This is a genomic window from Streptomyces spinoverrucosus, from assembly GCF_015712165.1.
Lineage (GTDB): Bacteria > Actinomycetota > Actinomycetes > Streptomycetales > Streptomycetaceae > Streptomyces > Streptomyces spinoverrucosus_A.
Window position 1 is genome coordinate 275817 of sequence record NZ_JADPZX010000003.1, and the last position, 18297, is coordinate 294113.

Here is an 18297-nt window from a genome sequence, read left to right on the forward strand (position 1 = left end):
GGGCCGCCCCGGCCGCGACCGGGGGATGAACGTCGTTCGCTGAAGTGTCAGTCAGCTGGGCGGGGTTCAGCGCCGGCCGCGGTCGAGGGCGGCGGCCTCGCGTACGGCCTCGGTGACGGCGCGGTAGTCCTTGCGCAGGATCGCTCCGTGGTTGCCGGCGACCTTCGCGTGGATCTGGATGTTCGGGTTGCCGGAGGTGACCCTGTCGAGGCCCGCGCGTATCTGTTCCTGCTCGTCACCACGGCTTCCGAGGGACGTCCCCGAGGCAACGACATACCGCACCGGGACGGTGATGTTGTTCAGCACGGGGCCCAGCTCGCGCTCGCGGGAGAGCCTGCCGAGCTCGATGTTGCTGGTCGCCTGCTGTTCGGCGGTCATCCGCGGGGTCAGGCCGGTCGGGCGCAGCAGCGGCATGAACCAGCCCATCCGCCGAAACAGCTTGCGGATCCGCTGCTCCATGGCCTCGTCCAGCCAGTCGTACGGGAACGCGCCGTCGACCAGGACCGCGCCGACGGCACGGTCCGGATTCCGGTCGGCCCAGTGCGCCGCGACGACCGCTCCATAGGACCAGCCCACCAGCAGCGCCCGGTCCACACCTCTGGCCGCGAGAACGGCATCGACATCCCGGACGGCGGCCTCGAAGGAATAGTCCGCCGAACGCTTCGATTTCCTGCCGCGAGCCCGCTCGTCGTAGGTGATGTGCCGCCAGCCCGTGCCCAGTTCGGCGATGACTCGCCGCCAGTAGCCCTGCGTGGCGAACTGGCCGTTGAGGTAGACCACGGGGATGCCGGGACCGCCGGTGTCGGTGACGGCCAGGGCCGTGTCGTCGACCGGCACCATGCCGGCCCACTTCGAATTGGTCGGTGACGTGCTGCTGTTCGTCATGGCTCCTCCTGGTCGCGTGAGCTCTACAGGCTGCGGGCGGTGATGTCGCCGTGGTCGGTGGTCGCGTGGATGTTCAGACCGGCCGCGGCGCCTTCGGTGTTGCTCAGGGAGTTGTGGATCCGGCCGTAGCCGGTGCCGGCGTCCAGGGAGGCGGAGACTCCGTGGGCGGCGCCGACGGTCACGTTGCCCATCCGGGTGCGCAGTACGACCGTGCCGGAGGTGGCCTCGGCGATGTGGATGTCGCCCTTCTGGGTGCTGATCTCGGCGGGGCCGGTCAGGCGGCCGACCGTGACGTCACCGGCGTGGGCGGTCACGCGCACGCCCGCGGCCTCGTCGATCTTGACGGCGCCGTAGGCGCCCTCGCAGGCGACGTCGCCGAGCCGTCCGACGCCCCGGAACTCGGCGGCGGCGGCCTGCGCCTCGATGCGGGAACCGGCGGGCAGTTGGACCGTCACCTCGATGGATCCGGACGCGCCGAGGATCTGGTTCTTCTCCGCCGGGGCCTTGATCCGCAGGACGCCGTCGTCGAATTCGACCTTCGTCTGCTCAGCCGCCTTCACGTCGCGGCCCTTTGAGGCGTTGGCGGGCAGGACCTCGACGACGGTGTCGGCCCGGTCGGCGGCGATGACCTGGATGCGCCCGGCGGGGATGTCCAGGACGGCGGAGATCGCGGCGGGGGTGTCGAACTTCTGCATCATGCTCTCCTCGTGCGTTCGTGGTTTCTGACATTGGAAACGCTACGTTGCATTTGAGGATCCTGCAATGAGTTCGTTGCGCGAAACTCGTATATGCGCAGCTAGAAGCAGAGTTTTCATTGCAATGGCCGTAAATCTAACGCAATGAAAGATGCTGCGGCCGTTGCAATCGTGCTGCGAATGAACGCTACGCCGGGCGCCAGAAGCGCGAAGCCCGGGTGCGGCCGCGGCCGGCGGCGGCACCCGGGCATGACGTACCCGCTGGTCTCCTCGGGGTCTACTGAGCGGACGTGCGACGCGGCCGCACGGTCATGAGCAGCGTTCGGGGCCGTACGGTGGCCCGGGCGACGGGGCGTACGGTCTGGCCCGGGGCCAGTTCGAACCGTATGCGCCGGACGATCGTGGCGATCGCGGTGATCAGCTCGGTGAGCGCGAACCTGTCACCGATGCACTTGTGCTTGCCTGCCCCGAACGGCAGGAACGCCCCGTCGGGGAGGGCCTGTTCCTCGTCCAGCCAGCGGTCCGGGTCGAAGGTGAGCGGGTCGGGGAACAGCGCGGGGTCGCGGTGCAGCGCGTGCTGGCAGTACGCCAGCTCGGTGCCAGCGGGCACCGTCCAGGGGCCGAGACTGGTCTCCTTGAGGGTGCGGCGGGTGACGAGCCATCCGGTGTGGTGCAGCCGCAGGGCCTCCTGGATGACGCGGTTGAGGTAGGGGAGCCGGGGGACGGACTCGAACGTGACCGGGGCGTCGCCGAGGACCTCCTCCAGCTCGGCCAGGACGCGGTCCTCGATGTCGGGGTCGCGAGTGAGCTCGTACAGCACCCAGGACAGCACAGAGGCGGTGGTCTCGGTGCCGGCCACGGCGAGGGTGAGGATCTCGGAGCAGATCTGGTGACCGGTCAGCGGTTCGCCGGTCTCCTCGTCCTTGGCGCGCAGCAGCAGGGACAGCATGTCGCCGGTGTCGTGCCCGGAGGCCTGCAGATCGGTGACGGCCTGGCTGATGGTGGCCCGTACGGCGTCGCGGGCGGCGGTGAAGCGGCGGTTGAAGGGCAGCGGCAGCCGTTCGACCCAGTCGGGCAGCATGATGCGTGCGCCGACACCGTTCATGACCACCGACAGGTCCTGGCGCAGCCTGCGGAAGGTGCGCTCGTCGAGGCTGCCGGAGAAGACGGTCTTGGCGAGCATGTCGAGGGAGAGCTTGACCATCGCCTCGCGCACGTCGAGGGTCCGGCCGGGCGTCCAGGAGTCGACGGCGGCCGTCGCTTCGGCGCGCATGATGTCGACGTAGCGGGTGATCTCGGGGCGGGCGAAGGCCGGTTGGAGCTGTCGCCGCTTGCGGACGTGCTCCTGACCGGCGGCTGTCACCACGGAGTCGCCCAGCAGCTGCCCCATCTTCTCGAAGAAGCGGCCCTTGTCGAGGGCGGGGCCGAGGTCGACGAGCATGGTGCGGATGAGCTCGGGGTCCTGCACGATCACCGTGCGGGTGCCGGGCTGGAGGGTGATCTCCACGAGTGGACCGTAGTTCTCGCGGAGCGAGGCGATGAAAGCGAGGTTGTCGCGCATGAGCTGTACCGCGTGACCCAGCAGCGGAACTGATCCTGCTGCCCGGGGTATCGGGGGAGGAGCTACGAGCGTCACGGGGGCGTGCTCCCTTCGGGAGTGATCAAGAGCGCCGTATCACTTCCCTGCTCATGGGGTTGCGCAATCGGAAGCGGAACGTGGCTTTCACCACGGTCGGCAGGGCGCTTCCCGCGGCTCGTACTGAGCGGGAGGGGTCACGCCGACTCCGTGCGAGTGTTCCCGGACGGACGGATCGCCGACGGCGCGCCACAGAGACGGGGTCACCGGATGAGGGTCTCCAAGCTGCTGACCGACTCGACCACAGAGGCCAGGCTCGGCCCCGAAGCGCTGGCCGAGCTCCGCGCCACCCTCTGGGCGGTGGACTGCCAGACGTGCGGGAGACGGTTCGGGCGCTGGGAGAAGCCGGCCCTGACCGTGCAGGCGGTGGCCGAAACAGCCGACGCGTCGCTGCATCACCGCGGCTGCCGGTCGCCGCGATGGCTCGAGTACGAGACCGGAGACGAAGTGGAGTTCACCGCCTTCCCGCACGTCACGTGGCGGGCGAAGCTCATCCTGCTTCCGACGGGCAACACGCTGGTGTTCCTGGTCAATCCGTACTACGAGATCGCGGCGCTGCACAGGGACGGTGGGCGATGGCGTGTGGCCACGCTGGACCGGTTCGCCGCCTACGGAATGGGCACGGACCTGTTCGACGGGGTGATCGCGCAGCCCTCGCTGTCGGTTGTGGTCGACGAGGATCGCATCTCCGCGCACATCACCGACGACGGGACGGTCGCTCACAGCTGGCATCTCTCGCCGCTGCCGCCGGAACTTCGGGAAGTGGTGGATACGAAGGAGTGGCTCACGATCGGACTGACCTCATCCCTGGATCTGGGCCGTCGGCTGTCGGGCAACCCGCTGCCGACGCTGATCAACGCACGACAGGTGCGGCTCGGCGCGGCGAGGACCAGCTACACCGAGCAGGCGCAACTGCTGAGCGAATCGGACTTCGCCAGAAAGGTACGGCTGGAGCTGATCGGTCTGAGCTGCGAAATGATCAGAAGAACGCTGGGGATCGAGATCGACGACGATCTGCTGGTGGCCACGCTGGCGTGCAGCGCCGGGAACAGCGCGTGGATCATGCGGCTCGAAGGCCGCGACAAGCTGGCGTCGGCGCTGCCGATCGTCCTGCTCTACGCGACCAAGTCACGGACGGCGTCCCAGCGGCCGGCACCCGGCGGTGGCGTGCACCTGATGGCAGCCGATGCGGCCGCAGTGGCCGCCTGCTTCGAGATGGTCGCGCCCGTGGCCGAAGCCACCGGCAACACCGTCCTCAGGCTGGCCGACGAGCCGACCGTCGAGCAGCGCGGGACCGAGTACCTGGCCGACATGGTCATCGGCACGCCCGAGCAGTTCCGTGCCGCCTACGCGTTCTACCGGGACGACGAAGGGGACTGGAGCCTGCACGAAACCCGCGGGCACCTCGCCATGACCATCGGCCTCGATGTCAGGCACAGAGCGGCAGAGCTGATCCACCGCTATCCCAAGGTTGCCGTCATCTAGCGTTGTGATCGCGCCCCTGACGCAGGCGGCGGACGGCCTGGGCCTCGGCGCGCTCCACGGCGCCGCGACCGTGGGTGTGCACCAGGGCCAGGTGGAACAGCGCCGGGGTGACCGGTGCCCACCGACGGACGCGGTCCGGGCGCAGGAGGTGGCGCATCACATCCGCCGGGCGGAACGGCACGTACTCGACGCTCTGGTGCTCCCACCGGTCGGCGACACCGCGCGAGATGCGGGTCCGCAGGGCGTCTCCGGTCAGGCCGGTGAGGTGCGCGGTGAAGTGGGCGCTCCACTGCCGCCGTTCCACGTCCAGCACGAAGGCCAGCATCGTGAGCGTGTACTCGTGCGGCTCCAGGGAGAGCTCCTCGCGCATGCCGCGTCGCGCGACCTCGTACAGGTCGGGCGCGTTGCGGCCGGCCGAGTCGATGTGCCGGGACAGCCCCTCGTTCACCGAGGAGCCCCACAGTCCCGGCCCGGAGCGCACGTTGTCGGCTCGTCGGCTGACGACGAGCAGATGGTCGGCGGTGACAACGGCCACGTTCACGCCGAAGCTGCACTGCAGGAAGGCAGGGGCGTCCAGGGGATGGTCGGGGTCGAGATAGCGCCCGCGCGGCGTGGTTCCGTCGGGCAGCCGGCGGTCGAGCTGCTGTGCGGCGAGGAAGGTGAAGTAGTCGGTGGGGCGCAGCCGCAGTCGGACGGTGGCCTGCTCGTCGAGCGCGGTTCGGGAGAACTCCAGGCCCTCCACGGCGTACCGGGGGCCGTTCCAGACGCGCACCCGGGTGCCGGAAGCCTCCACCTGCGCCTCCGCCGCCTCGATCTCCGCCCGCCACGGCGCCATCTCCTCGGGGAGGGCCACCTCTGCGTCCAGGACCTGGACCCGGACCGCCTCCGGCGCGATGGCCTGCTCGCCGTCGCCCTCGACGATCAGCGCCGACGTGTGGAGCGGCCCGATCGAGAAGGTCGACCAGGTGGAGAGCGAGGCGTCATCCTGGCGGTACGTCAGGCTGCGCACCGCGGTGGCGGATCGGCGACGGACCCTGAACCAGGCCTCCTGGAGCGGCTGTTGGAACAGGATGGCGAAGATGATGCCGAGGACGGCCCCGACTATCCCGTTGGCAAGATCGATTCCGGTCACAGGCCCGCAGCGTATAGCCTCGCCGCGACGGAGCACCTGTCTCGCCCCGGTCAGCAGCGGGTGAGGACCAGGGCCGCGTTCTGGCCTCCGAAGCCGTAGGAGGCGCTCACCGCTGCCTCGACCCGTGTGCCGCGGGCGGTCTTGGCCACCACGTCGAGGTCGATGTCGAGGTCGGGATCCTCGTGATTGACGGTGGGCGGGATGACTTGGTGCTGAAGCGTCATCACGGTGATGGCCGCCTCGATCGCGCCGGCGGCGCCGATGGCGTGACCGATGGCGCCCTTCAGCGAGGTGACCGGCGGAGGCGTGGCGAACACCGAGCGCAGCGCCCTGGCCTCGGCGAGGTCGTTGAGGCGGGTACCGGTGCCGTGGGCGTTGACATGGTCGACGTCGCGGGGGTCCAGGTCCGCGTCGGCGAGTGCGGCGCCGAGCGCGGCGGCGGCGCCCCGGCCGTCGGGCTCGGGAGCGGCGTAGTGGTGAGCGTCGCAGCCGGCGGCGTAGCCCGTCAGGAGGGCCCGTGGCCGCACTCCGCGGGCGCGGGCGTGGCCGGGGCGCTCGAGGACGAGGACGCCCGCGCCTTCGGCGAGCACGAATCCGCTGCGCCCGGAGTCGAACGGGCGGCAGGCGCCGGCGGGGTCGTCCCCCCGTGGGGCGAGGGCGCCCATGCGGTGGAAGCACACGGCGGGGATGTGACAGCACGCGGATTCGGCACCGCCGGCCAGCACGATGTCGCACGTTCCCGCCCGCAGCAGGTCGCGGGCGACTCCGATGGCGGTGGAGCCCGAGGCGCAGGCCGTGGCCACGGTGAAGCTCGGCCCTGTGGCACCGGTGTCGAGGGAGATCTCGGCGGCGGACATGTTCGGCACGCTGCGCGTGATGGCCAGCGGGGAGACCTGCTGCGGGCGCCCGGCGGCGATCTTGCGGAACTCGTTCATGTAGCGGTCCATGCCGGCGGTGCCGGTCCCCATCACCACCCCTACGCGGGAAGGTTCCCATTCCGCAGGCTCCAGATGAGCGTCGGCCAGGGCCTGGCGGGCGGCGGCGACGGCCATGACGGTGAAGCGGTCCAGCCGCCATGCGGCGCCGCCCACCAACTGCCGCGCGTCGAAGTCCGGGACGCGGCAGGAGATGTCGACGGGCAGGCCGGCCAGTTGCGGGTCGCGTGCCGCGGTGGGCGTACCGGCGAGCAGGCCCCGCCAGGTGGGTTCCAGCCCGATCCCGGCCGGGCTGATGACGCCCATGCCGGTGACAGCCGCGACGCCACTCATGCGGTGACCGTCGTGCTGCCGTCGGCCTGAGCGGCCTCCAGCAGGACGACGAGCTCGCCGACGGTCTTGGGCAGGTCACCTTCGTCGAGCGTGACGCCGGTCCGCTCCTGCAGGATCAGTCCCATCTCCACCAGAGCCAGGGAGTCCAGCCCCAGATCCTCGAAAGACCGGTCGGGAGTGATCATCGACGCGTCGATGGGGAAGGTCTCGGTCAGGGCGGCGGTGATGGCGGCGAGGGTGTTCGGCACGGCGGACAAACCTCCAAAGGGTGCGATCCGGCTGATGGCGGGTCAGGGCGTCAGACACGCTGGACGTTCTCGGCCGGCAGTGGACCGGCTTTCGATCGTGACAGGGGCGTCACAGGCCGGCCGGCGACGAGCCAGCGGGCAGCGGCCGCGGCCGTCAGCAGCGTGACCGTCCCGGCGACGGCCGCGGTCAGCGTCATGGCCTGGACGAACGCGTGCCGGGCCTCGCCCAGCACCGCCAGGCGCTGTGCGGCGGGCAGCGCGGCGGCCCGGTCGGGCACGGCGATCAGGCTGTGCCGCGCGGCATCGGCGATCTGCGAGGGAACCCGCAGATCGGCGAGGGCGTCGAGGAACGAGGAGGTGAAAACGGAGCTGAGCAGGCTGCCTTGGACGGCGACACCGAGCGCGGAGCCGACTTGGCGGGTGGCGTCGTTGATGGCCGAGCCCAGCCCGGCCTGCTCGGTCGGCACCGACTCCATGACGGACTCGGTGCCCGCGGCCGCGACCAGCCCCGCGCCCAGCCCGGCGATCGCCTGGAACATCGCGCACCGGCCGTACCCCGAGGTGTCGGTGGTGGTCGCGCAGACGACGAAGGCCGCGGACACGACGAGCAGGCCGGTGACGACGGTGGCCTTGCTTCCCCACGTGCGCTGCGCGGCCACGGCCAGGGCCGCGCCGACAGCCAGCCCGGCGGGCAGCGGCAGCGTACGCAGGCCTGCCGCCAGAGGGCTGTAGCCGAGCACTCCCTGCAGATACAGGGTCAGCACGAACAACGCGCCGAACAGCGCGAACGACATCAGCGCCAGCGACAGTGCGGCCCACCCCACACCTGGGCGCAGCAGCAGCGGCAGGGGGAGCATGGGAGATCCGGTACGCCGCTCCCAGCCGACGAACCCGATCAGCAACAGCCCGGCCGCGCTGAAACCCGCCACGACGGGCAGGCTCGTCCAGCCGTCGTGCGGGCCCTGGATGATGGCCCACACCAGCGCCAGCAGTCCACCCGTCGACAGCGCGGCACCCGCGAGGTCGAAACCGGCGTCGCGGTGACCGCGGGACTCGGGCACCACGAGCAGCGCCGCGCAGACGATCAGCGCGGCCAGCGGCAGGTTGATCCAGAAGGCGGCGCGCCAGGAGGAGTGCTCGACCAGCCAGCCGCCGACGACGGGCCCGCTCAGCCCGCCCAGGCCACCCACCGCGGCCCATGCGGCGACGGCCCTGGCGCGCAGCGCCGCCTCGGGGAACAGGTGGTGGAGCACTCCGAGGGTGGCGGGCATCAGCAGGGACGCGCCCGCTCCCATCCCGCATCGCGCCAGAACGACCTCCCACGGCTGCCCGGCCAGCGCTCCGCCGACCGAGGCCGCCGCGCAGAGGGTGACGCCCAGGACGAAGCAGCGTCTGCGGCCCCACCGGTCGGTGAGCGCCCCCACGGCCAGCACGGTGCCGCCCAGCACCAGCGCGTAGGCGTCCACGATCCACTGCACCTGCGAGGTCGTGGCGCCCAGGCCGTCGCGCAGTTGCGGCACAGCGACGTTGAGAACGGTCAGGTCCATCCCGAGCAGAAAGATGCCCAGACACATCACGCCCGCTGCCCAGCCCCGCCCCGCGCGGGTGGCCGGCGTCCGTGCCGTGTCCGCAGCGCTCATACGGCCGGCACCGCGCTGTCGCTGGCCACGGTGAGGTCGGCGACCACCGCGAGGTCGGCGATCACCTGCTTCACCAACGCTTCGGTCTGCTCGTTCGGGTACATGTGCGCGCCGTCGAAGAGCCGTGGCTCGGCCGGTGCGGCGAACAGGCTGTTCCAGGTGGAGAGTTGTGCCGCGCTGGTGGTCGGATCCTGCGTGCCGCCGTACAGCGCCAGGGGAACCTCCAGTGGCGGCTCGGCACGATGGCGGTGGTGCAACAGCAGCAGGCAGTCGGCCAGCAGCGGCGTGCCCACCGCGGCCATCAACGGCGCGTCATCGAGCATCCACTGCGGCACCGGGCCGCCGATCAGCATGGCCAGCCCGTCCGTCCCCGCCGTCAGCAGGGGTACGAGGCCCTTGGCATAGGCGTCGTCCTGCGGTCCGCTCAGCCCCGACAGACCCGCCCAGATCGGCAGGCGTCCGCCGTCCTGCCGGAGTCGGCGCAGCGTCTCGAACGCCATCAGCGCGCCCACGCTGTGCCCGAACACCGCGAACGGCCGCACGTCGGCCGGGTCATCGACGATTCCGGCCAGACGCGCGGCGAGGTCGACCGGATCGGTCAGTGACGGCTCCTCCGCCCGGGGACCACGACCCGGCAGCCGCACCGAGCACACCTCCACCCACGCCGGCACGTGCTCCAGCCAGGGGTGGAAGAAATCGGCCCCGGCGCCGGCGGGCGGCAGGCAGTACAGCCGCACCGCCGCCCGGGGACGCTCGCCCAGAACAATCCGCTCAGGTCCGTCCAACTCCCGGCTCAGCACCCAGCACGCTCCCAGCTCGGTTCGGCATCCCACGAAGGCCCAGCCAGGCGGACACCGAAGGTCCAGGGGCCGGACGCCCGGCAGGGCACACAGTCCTCACCGTGCCGGGCACGGACGACCGAAGGGAACGAGCAGCGCCGAGGCTCGCGCCCCTTTCACTGAAACGCCGCACGGGCGGGCGATGCGCCGGATCCGCCTGCTAACGAGACGTGTGAGCAGGGGCCGTCGTCCGCTGCCCGTCGAGCCTCTCCATGACGCGGTCGCGGAGAAGCTCGTACTCCTCTCGGAGCCGGCGCCACTCGGTTATGGGCGGGCGGGGAACGACGACGCCTTCGGTGACGACCTCCTCCGGCCGGAACTGCTCCCGGGTGAGGTCGATCTCGATCCCCATGCCCAGGCGGTTCCACCAGTGGTAGTCCACTCGTTCCCCGTTGACGTGGACCTCTCCGCGGAGCAGTTCCCCTCCCAGCAGGTCGTTGAGCACCATGGCCGTCACACCGCACTGGTCCCGGGCCGGGTTGTCCGGGCTCCAGCGCGATCTGAACTCAGGCGTGCACGTCTCGGCACTCCAACTGTTGCGGACGGCTTGCTCGATGTCGGTGAGAAGCAGCACTGTCATGTCGCTGATGCTCTCAGTCGGCACTGACAACGGCCCCGAACCGGCGTCACCCAGCGGACGGACCGGGTCACGGGCCCACGTGCAGGTGCGCGGCCCACAGGGACGGGGAGAGGCGGGTCCGCTCCCGCAGGGTGCGTACCGCCGTGTGCAGGGCGTGCGCGGAGTGTTCGAAGGCGAGCGTGCCGTGATCGGTGCTCAGGCCCGCGTAGAAGGCGTCGGCGATCTCTACGGACGTGTCGTCGGCGGTATCCCACAGCGTGCCGACGACATGCGGGAAACCCGCGAGCTGGAAGGCGGAGCCGAGATGGATCGCCTCGTCCACCAGTTGCTCGGCGTCGACGGCGGCCGTCCGGCACGCCGACAGGAACGCGAGTCGGACCTCGTCCAGACTCAGCGGCGTGAGGCTCGCGACGGTGAGCGGCGCGCCGGCGTGGTCGGCCAGCAGCAGCCGGCTCCTGGAGGGGTCCGCCGGATCCGTCTCCCCGTGGCAGGCGAAATGGGCGAGGTGGCAGCCGGGCAGGTGGGCCAGGACCTGGTCGCGGGTGGGCGTGAGGGCACCGGAGCCGCCGGGTTCCAGCAGAACGTGCCGGGGCAGGCGGTCGAGGAGCATCTCCCGTTCCATCTCCACGTGGGCGAGGTCCCGGTCGGGGAGTCCCGGAGTGGTCGGCATCGCGACGATCAGGGCACGGTGACCCTGCGGCGGGGTGGTCGTCGGCGCGCCGTCGCGCCGCTGGGCGTGGCGCAACGCCCGTACCGTGGGCGCGTACGAGGAGACGACCCGGTCGATGACGGCTCGCCGCAGCGGGTCCGGCTCCGTGCGGGTGCCGTGGTAGCCGGCGGCGTGCAGCGGGAGCAGGTTCAGCAGGCCGCCCGGCACCCACCACACCCGGGGCCAGTCCGCTCCGGCCGGGGGCTCCCGGTCGTGTCCCAGCCGCAGCAGCACGGGTTCCGCGACCACGTCCCACAGCCATTCGAGCAGCCCGCTCAGCTTCTTCTGCGCCTCCCGGCGCCGGTCGCCGTCGGGATCGGTGGTGGCCTCCCGCAGCGCCTGCTGGAAAGTGTCCACGGCCCAGTGGAGGTCGTCGTTGCGCAGCCGGGGCAGTGCCATGGCGCTCACCCCGTCCGTGGTGAGCAGCAGCGCGCTGCTGCCGTAGCCGCTGACGTTGACCACGACGACCGGCCCGTGCTCCGCTCCGCACAGCAGTTCCGGGGCGGAGGGCGGCAGCCCGAAGGACTCGAATCCGTCGCCGAGGGAGCGGATCTCGTCGAGTACGGCCGCGAAGTCACGCGCCGTCATGTCGCGCGGCCGGTGCGCGGGACCGTCCGCGACGCCCGTGCCCCCGGCGAGCGGGGGGAGCGCGGAATCCTGCGACGGTACGTCGAGTGCCTCGCGCAACGCGACGAAACGGGCGGCCAGTTCGGGGTGCTTCACACGGAGTTCGGTGAGGTCGCTGCGCGTGTCGAGGGCCTGGCTGAGCAGCACCCCGCGGCCCGTCTCCAGCAGCTGGAGCGCGCGCAGCGCCCGGTTTTGGTCGTCCCCGCGGGCGAGGGTGCACGCGACGGCGTCCGCGGCCAGCCCGGCGAACTCGCCGAGCGTGTACTGCTGGTCGTGGCGCTCCAGGTGGCGCGGGGCCACCGAGGGCAGCAGCTCGACGGCGGCCCGGAGCAGGTCTGCGGCTCGTACGTCCGCGGCCTCGGCCAGGAGCCGGGAGCCGTGCCGGGCCGCCGTCACACGAGTGGAAGGCGGCGCCGTCTCCTCGGCGGCGGCCCGCCCGTACGAGGCGATCGCCTCCTGCCGGTCCTGTGGGTCTCCGGTCTGCCGGAACCTGGTCCGGCACGCGTGGCCCAGGACGACGAGCCGGTGCCCCAATTCCGAGTCCCCGGGCGAGGTGGCCGTCACCGAGGCGCGGGCCACCGCCACGGCCTCCTGAAGGTCCGCCGGTGCGGCGTCCTTCGTGCGGGCCCGGTTGCCGAGTGCCCCCGCCAGGTGAGCCAGACAGGTGGTCCGCTGGGTGTGGCCGGGCGGAACGGCGTCGACCGCCGCGCGGAAGGCGGAGATCACCGGGCCCCAGTCCCGGGCCGGTTCGCCGCTCAGGACCCCGCACATGAGCCGGACGTGGAGGGCGACGCCGAGCTGGAGCAGCACCCGCCAGCGGTGGGCATGACCGGCCGGGATCAGCCGGACCGCGGTCCGCTGGACGGCGACCGCGGCGTCGGCGTCGTCCAGGTCCTTCGTCCGGTGCACCCGGACGGTCAGCGCGTACCCCAGGGCCGTCTGCACCGACCAGCGTTCGGGGTGGTCCGCGGGGATCGCGTCGAGGGCTTCGCGCAGCGCCGTGACGGCCGTGTCAAGATCCGACATGGCCTGAAAACGGACGAACCGGCCCAGGAGCGTGTCGGCGAGGTTGTTCAGGCGGTACATCCGTCGGGGGTCGTCCGGGGCGCTGGCCTGGACCGCCTGCCGGCCGACCGCGATCGCGTCGTCCAGATCCGCCGGATTCGCGCCCCGCTGGAACCGGTATCTCAGCGCCATGCCCAGGTTGGACAGCGCCATGGGGCGACGCGGATCGCCCGGGGGAACGCAGTCCACCGCCCTGCGCATGACCACGATCGCCTCGTCCAGATCCGCCAGGTCGCCGCCGTACTGCTCGTACCGGCTGCGCAGGGCACCCGCCAGACCGTTCAGCCGGAGCACCAGATCGGGGTCGTCCGGACCGGTCGCATCGACGGCCGCGCGGTAGGCCTCGATCGCGGCGGCCAGGTCCTCGTGCGTCGACCGGCGTTCGAACCGGGTGTCCAGGGCGATCCCCAGGTTGGCGAGCCGCTGCGGCAGGCCGGGATGACCGGCGGGCGTCGCCTTGAGCAGGTACCGACACTGCTCGACGACCGTGTCGAGGAGGACCGGGTCGGAGGAGACGAGCGTCTGCTTCAGCCGGGGAACGACGAGGTCCTCGGCGGCGTTGGCGATGTACCGCAGCAGGTCGCGCGGCAGGTCGTCGATGCCCGCGAGAAGGCACGGGGCGAACTGGTCCACCACGGCCTCGAGCGCGGCAGGGGTGCGGTCGTCGTCCCATGGCTGCGCCATCTCCTGGAGGAAGGCCAGCCAGCCGAGCCGGTACGCGGCCTCGACGTCCCCGGGGTTCTCGGCGAGCAGCGCTCGCAGTGCCCCCGCCTCGGCGTGCGCCTGCGCCGACCGCACGACGACGGCGTCCCCGCTCGACCTCACCTGCCGTAATCGCACCCGCACGGCGGCCAGGAGCCGGTCACGGGCGGGCGGCTGCGATTCACTGTTCATCGCGCGCCGACAGTAGCTCAAAACACGGAAGAGCGGCCCGAGTTGACAGACCGTCCCCGATCTCGTCACTGTGCGGTTTCCGCCGACCATCACGCATCGCGCCGCACGAGCAGGTCGCACCGCCACCGGAGAGACGTATGACCGACCGACCCCCCTGGCAGGCCAGGCGCACGGCCGAGGCCCTGGCCCACTTCTTCACCCATCTGGACGACATCCGCGACGAACTGCGCCGAGGGGCGAGCGGGGACGACGGCCCCGTGGACCGGCTGCTGGCGGCCGTACGGGACGACGGCGACGTCGACGACGCGGTGCGCCTGCTGCACGAGCACATCCAGGCCGACGGCGACCCGCGCGGCCTGTACGGACGAACGCGCGGTACGGGGGCCCGGCTCGCGGGTTTCAGCGCCGCCGACCGCCCGATGAAGGTCTATCTCTGTCCCCATCGCCGATGCACCCGCTACCACTGGCCCGAGACGGCGTCGGACGGACCGCCCACCTGCGACCTCGACGGCACCCCCCTGCTGCTGAAGAGCGTGTGACACGGTGAACGGACTGCTGGCCGAACTCGGCAAACGGCTCGCCGAACGCTGGTTGTCCCTCCTGGTGCTGCCCGGCGCCCTGTTCCTGGCCGTACTGCTCGCCGGAGCGAGCCTCGGGCACGGCCACTGGTACGTCATCGCCGCACTGCCCGGCCGGCTCGACCGCCGAACCGGCACCCTGACCGGTTCCACCGCGAACCTGCTCGTCCTGCTCCTGGCGTTCCTGCTCGCCGCCGCGGCCTGCGGAGTGGTCGCCCAGGCGCTGGGCTCCCTCCTGGAACGCCTCTGGCTGGCCGCCGACTGGCCGGGCTGGCCCGTCCCCACGCACCGGCTCGTGCGACGACGGATCGCGCGCCGCCGGGGCCGCTACGACCGCTGGCGCGACCGGGTCGGACGGGCCAGGGCAGCACAGCACCTGGACGGTGCCGATCCCGACGCGGCCGCACTGGAGGTGGCCGTCGCCCGCCACCGGCTGCACCGGGTCGCCGACGACCGGCCCGACCGGCCCACCTGGACCGGTGACCGGCTGCGCGGCGTGGAGTCCCGGCTGCGCGAGAACCTCGGCGTCGACGTCACCGTCGTCTGGCCGCACCTGTGGCTGCACGTCCCCGACCCCACCCGGGCCGAGGTCACCGCCGCCCGGGAAGCGATGGCCCGGGCCGCCACCCTGACCGGCTGGGGCCTGCTGTACGTCTGCGTCGCCGCCGTGTGGTGGCCGGGCACCCTCATCCCCCTCGTGGTGACAGCCACGGGCTGGGTGCGCTTCCGCGCCGCGACCGACGCGTACGCCACGCTGGTCGAGGCCGCCACCCGGCTGCACTGCCGTGACCTCGCCCTGCAACTGGGCATGGGGCGCGGCGGCCCGCTCACCAGGGAGACGGGCACCGCACTGACGGCCTATCTCGCCGAGGGCACACCCCCGACACCGGACCTGCGTCTGCCGCTTCCGCAGTGACGGCGGCGGCGTCCGACTCCGTGTCAGGTCAGGTTCTTCTGCAGTGCCGTGACGTACTGCTTGATGGTGTGGTCGCGGATGCCGTCGCCGGCGGGCGCGAGCGCGTCCGCGGTCAGTCCCTTGGCCCGGTCGGCCAGGGCGCCCAGCAGGGGCATGGAACTGCGGATCCTGCCGGAGGAGTCGATGTAGCGCAGGGTCTCGACGTGGGTGTAGGCGGGCTCGGGCGGTAGTTGGGGGACGATGTCGTTGTTGTTGACGAAGCGGTGCAGCCGGTCCTTGAAGCCCTTGTTGCAGGCGGCGGCGAGCAGCCGGTCACAGGTGCGGGGCTGGCCGTAGGTGTAGATGCCGTCCGCCTGCAGCCGGGGCTCCTCCAGATACAGCCGACAGCCGGCGAGCATGGCGAGCGCCCCGCCGAGGCTGTGACCGGTGAACCACACCGTCTGCCCGTTGCTGCGCAGCTCCGCGAGCGCGTCGCGCACGGAGGGGAAGACGGAGTCCAGGGCCTCGCCGAAACCGTAGTGGATGTAGCCGGTGTTGCCGGGGCCGGGCCAGGGCGGGGTGGTGGCGTCGGAGAGCCAGTCGCGGATCTGTGCCGGTTCCGTGCCGCGGAACCCGGTGATGATCATGTGGTCGCTGGCGATGGTGTACGCCTGGGTGTCTTCCAGGGGGAACGGCGGGGTGAACCGGGTGTGGTGGTGGCGTACTTCGTCGAAGCCCCACTGGCGGGCGGTCTGCTCGACGGCGGCTTCGTCCTGGTAGGCGAGGGCGGCTGCCTGAGCCATCCAGTAGGCGAGTCGGACGCTGTATCCGCGGGCGTGGTGGTCGATGGTCGACGGTGCGGACATGGGATGACTGGGCCCCTTCTCGGTCGACGGCTTCGGTCACCCCGTGGTACCGCTCTCGCATCCATCTGCTTCTGTGACGCGTGCCTGTTTCATTCTTCCGCGCCCGTCGTGTCGCTGGAATGGTCCGGCCCGCGCGGCGTGTTCGCATGGTGACCGCCCGACCCGAAGCCCACCGGAAAGGAACCCGCGCAGTGACAAACGACCAGCGCACCATCACCAACCCGGCCACGCTGCACGACCCCACCCCCTTCGGCTACAGCCACGCCGTCTCCGCCCCCGGCGAACTCGTCTTCATCGCGGGCCAGTACGCCTCCCACCCGGAGACGGGAGCGCCCGTGCCCGGGGACTTCGCCGCACAGGTCGAGCTGTCTCTGACCAACCTGCGACGCGCCCTCGAAGGCGTCGGGCTCGGCTTCGAGCACGTGGTCCGGCTCGGCTCGTACGTCGTCGACCACGACCTCGCCAAGCTGGAGGTCCTCGGCAAGGCGCTGCACGCGGCGTTCGGGGAGCGGCTGCCCGCGCAGACGCTGAGTGGCGTGGCCGCGCTGGCACTGCCCGGGATGCTCTTCGAAATCGACGCGGTGGCGGTGCGCCCCGAAGACCACACCGCGGAGTAGGCCTCGCCCGGCACTTGACCCCTGCCGCCCGGGGAGCTTCGCCCGATCGACCATCCGCAGAGCGACGGCCCCGCAACGCCGACACGATCCAATCGTCAGGCCTCGGGGCCCGTCCGACAATTCCCGGCTGCCGGGCGACGCCTGGCACGCACTCCCCCCACTCTCGGCTTCGCTCGAGCGGGAGGACCCCCATGCCGCGTTGCCGGAGCGCCCACGTGATCCTCCCGCACGCTCGGACCGAGCTTCGCCCGGCTCGCCCGGGGGCACCCCCATCGCGGGCGGCTCCGGCGCCTTGCGATCGCACGCGCCCCCACGCTCGAACGACCTCGCGTGGGGGACCCCCTTGACGCCGCCCGGCCCGCCCTTCGGGCGGACGACGGGAATTGTCAGACAGGCCCTACGGGCCGCCGTTGCTCCCTCGCGACCCGAGCCCCTCCGGGGCACCCCTACGCTCCAGCAGCGCCTGGTACACCGACCACACCACGGCGACCAGCGGTACGGCCACCACCGCGCCGATCACCCCCGCCGCGACCGCGCCCCCGACGACCGACAGTGCGACCACCACCGGGTGCAGCCGGACCGCCCAGCTCATCACGAGCGGGTGCAGGAGGTGCCCCTCGATCTGTCCGATGACCACGATCAGGGCCACGACCACCAGGGCGATCAACGGCCCCTTCGACGCCAGCGCGACGACCGCCGCGACCGCGAGGGCGATCGGCGAGCCGATCAACGGGATGAAGGCGGCGAAGAACTCCAGCAGCGCCAACGGCACGGCGAGCGGCACGCCCAGGGCGAACAGGGCGATGCCCACGAGGACCGCGTTGGTCACGGCCACGAGCAGGATGCCGTGCGTGTAACCGGTGAAGGTCCGCCAGGCGGCCCCGCCCGCGACCGTGAAGCGGTCCCGGGCCGCGGCGGGGAGCTGGTCGCACACCCACCGCCACTGCCGGTCGCCGGAGTGCGTGAAGAACACGGCGCAGAACAGCGCCAGGGCGAGGACGGTCAGCACTTCGAGCAGTCGACTCGCTCCGCTGAGCGCCGTACTGATGATGGTGGAGCGGTGGCTCGACAGGGCCTCGCCGATCCGGGACTGCAGGTCGTCGAACACACCTGGGGCAAGCCGGAACGGTGGTTCCTCCAGCCGACGCTCGATCCGGTCGATCCCCGCTACGAACTCCCGTTCCAGCCCGGTCCGCTGATCTGCCACGGTTTCGCCGATCAGGGTCAGCACCCCGAGGATGAGGACGATGCCGCCGACGAGTGCGGCCGCGACAGCGAGCGGCCGTGGCATGACACGGGCGAAGAGTTCCGCCACGGGCCGGAGCAGGGCGGTGACGACGAGGCCGAGGAAGACGGCCACGGCGATGCGATGAAACTGCCCCAACACGGAGAACGAGGCCTGGACGACAACGCCGACGGCAAGGATCCGCCATGCGTACGCCGCCGCGGTCCGCAGCACGCGCGGCACACGGGGTTCCGCGCCGCTCAGGCGTCCGAGCGGTGATGCGGGCGGATCCGGCGGCGTGGACATCTCATGCTCGTACCACTCACCGACCACAGGGCCACACGGGCGGCCCCGGATTCCCTCGAAGGCATGTGCGGACGGTTGGGCAGGCTGGTTCAGCGCGTACTCGGCGC

The 18297-nt window shown here is 71.6% G+C and carries 16 protein-coding genes; 4 read left to right on the forward strand and 12 right to left on the reverse strand.

Features of this window, described 5'->3' with window-relative positions; genetic code table 11:
* Positions 1 to 66 precede the first annotated feature (66 nt).
* The 3 genes from I2W78_RS38795 to I2W78_RS38805 form a co-directional block, all read right to left on the reverse strand.
* A complete protein-coding gene (locus tag I2W78_RS38795) occupies positions 67 to 885 on the reverse strand; it encodes an alpha/beta fold hydrolase (protein WP_196465456.1) in 819 nt (272 codons plus the stop codon).
* A 23-nt stretch (positions 886 to 908) separates the two neighbouring features.
* The gene (locus tag I2W78_RS38800) at positions 909 to 1580 is read right to left on the reverse strand and encodes a DUF4097 family beta strand repeat-containing protein (RefSeq protein WP_196465587.1); all 672 of its coding nucleotides are present in this window, start codon (positions 1578 to 1580) and stop codon (positions 909 to 911) included.
* A gap of 277 nt (positions 1581 to 1857) precedes the next feature.
* Positions 1858 to 3216 carry a cytochrome P450 gene (locus I2W78_RS38805; protein ID WP_196465457.1) on the reverse strand — a complete coding sequence of 453 codons (1359 nt, stop codon included), beginning with the start codon at positions 3214 to 3216 and terminating at the stop codon, positions 1858 to 1860.
* Between the two features lie 366 nt (positions 3217 to 3582).
* Between I2W78_RS38805 and I2W78_RS38810 the strand changes: the two genes are divergently transcribed.
* Positions 3583 to 4701: a hypothetical protein gene (locus I2W78_RS38810; protein ID WP_196465458.1), complete on the forward strand. Its 1119-nt coding sequence runs from the start codon at positions 3583 to 3585 to the stop codon at positions 4699 to 4701.
* Here I2W78_RS38810 and I2W78_RS38815 read toward each other — a convergent pair.
* From I2W78_RS38815 to I2W78_RS38845, 7 genes are all read right to left on the reverse strand, one after another.
* Entirely contained in the window at positions 4694 to 5833 is a 1140-nt protein-coding gene (locus I2W78_RS38815; protein WP_196465459.1) for a hypothetical protein, read from the reverse strand. The genes I2W78_RS38810 and I2W78_RS38815 overlap by 8 nt on opposite strands.
* A 50-nt stretch (positions 5834 to 5883) precedes the next feature.
* The gene (locus I2W78_RS38820) at positions 5884 to 7101 is read right to left on the reverse strand and encodes a beta-ketoacyl-[acyl-carrier-protein] synthase family protein (RefSeq protein ID WP_196465460.1); all 1218 of its coding nucleotides are present in this window, start codon (positions 7099 to 7101) and stop codon (positions 5884 to 5886) included.
* The gene (locus I2W78_RS38825; RefSeq protein WP_307784048.1) at positions 7098 to 7349 is read right to left on the reverse strand and encodes an acyl carrier protein; all 252 of its coding nucleotides are present in this window, start codon (positions 7347 to 7349) and stop codon (positions 7098 to 7100) included. Before I2W78_RS38825 ends, I2W78_RS38820 begins: the two co-directional genes overlap by 4 nt.
* A 50-nt stretch (positions 7350 to 7399) precedes the next feature.
* Positions 7400 to 8989 carry an MFS transporter gene (locus I2W78_RS38830; protein WP_230887093.1) on the reverse strand — a complete coding sequence of 530 codons (1590 nt, stop codon included), beginning with the start codon at positions 8987 to 8989 and terminating at the stop codon, positions 7400 to 7402.
* On the reverse strand, positions 8986 to 9789 hold the full coding sequence (locus I2W78_RS38835; protein WP_196465461.1) for a thioesterase II family protein: 804 nt from the start codon (positions 9787 to 9789) through the stop codon (positions 8986 to 8988). The genes I2W78_RS38830 and I2W78_RS38835 overlap by 4 nt, the downstream gene beginning before the upstream one ends.
* A 199-nt stretch (positions 9790 to 9988) precedes the next feature.
* A complete protein-coding gene (locus I2W78_RS38840; RefSeq protein ID WP_196465462.1) occupies positions 9989 to 10408 on the reverse strand; it encodes a YunG family protein in 420 nt (139 codons plus the stop codon).
* A gap of 67 nt (positions 10409 to 10475) precedes the next feature.
* Complete coding sequence (locus I2W78_RS38845; RefSeq protein WP_196465463.1) at positions 10476 to 13703, reverse strand: CHAT domain-containing tetratricopeptide repeat protein; 3228 nt, start codon at positions 13701 to 13703, stop codon at positions 10476 to 10478.
* A gap of 137 nt (positions 13704 to 13840) precedes the next feature.
* Here I2W78_RS38845 and I2W78_RS38850 point away from each other — a divergent pair, with 137 nt between their 5' ends.
* Together I2W78_RS38850 and I2W78_RS38855 are read left to right on the forward strand one after the other, a co-directional pair.
* Positions 13841 to 14242, forward strand: a complete 402-nt coding sequence (locus tag I2W78_RS38850; protein WP_196465464.1) for a hypothetical protein — start codon at positions 13841 to 13843, stop codon at positions 14240 to 14242.
* Between the two features lie 4 nt (positions 14243 to 14246).
* The gene (locus I2W78_RS38855) at positions 14247 to 15197 is read left to right on the forward strand and encodes a hypothetical protein (protein ID WP_196465465.1); all 951 of its coding nucleotides are present in this window, start codon (positions 14247 to 14249) and stop codon (positions 15195 to 15197) included.
* A 23-nt stretch (positions 15198 to 15220) separates the two neighbouring features.
* Here I2W78_RS38855 and I2W78_RS38860 read toward each other — a convergent pair whose 3' ends face one another.
* Positions 15221 to 16042 carry a lipase family protein gene (locus I2W78_RS38860; RefSeq protein WP_196465466.1) on the reverse strand — a complete coding sequence of 274 codons (822 nt, stop codon included), beginning with the start codon at positions 16040 to 16042 and terminating at the stop codon, positions 15221 to 15223.
* Between the two features lie 191 nt (positions 16043 to 16233).
* Between I2W78_RS38860 and I2W78_RS38865 the strand changes: the two genes are divergently transcribed.
* Complete coding sequence (locus I2W78_RS38865) at positions 16234 to 16659, forward strand: RidA family protein (RefSeq protein WP_196465467.1); 426 nt, start codon at positions 16234 to 16236, stop codon at positions 16657 to 16659.
* A gap of 397 nt (positions 16660 to 17056) precedes the next feature.
* Here I2W78_RS38865 and I2W78_RS38870 read toward each other — a convergent pair whose 3' ends face one another.
* Positions 17057 to 18190, reverse strand: coding sequence for an AI-2E family transporter (locus I2W78_RS38870; RefSeq protein ID WP_196465468.1), 1134 nt, complete (start codon positions 18188 to 18190; stop codon positions 17057 to 17059).
* Between the last annotated feature and the right edge of the window lie 107 nt (positions 18191 to 18297).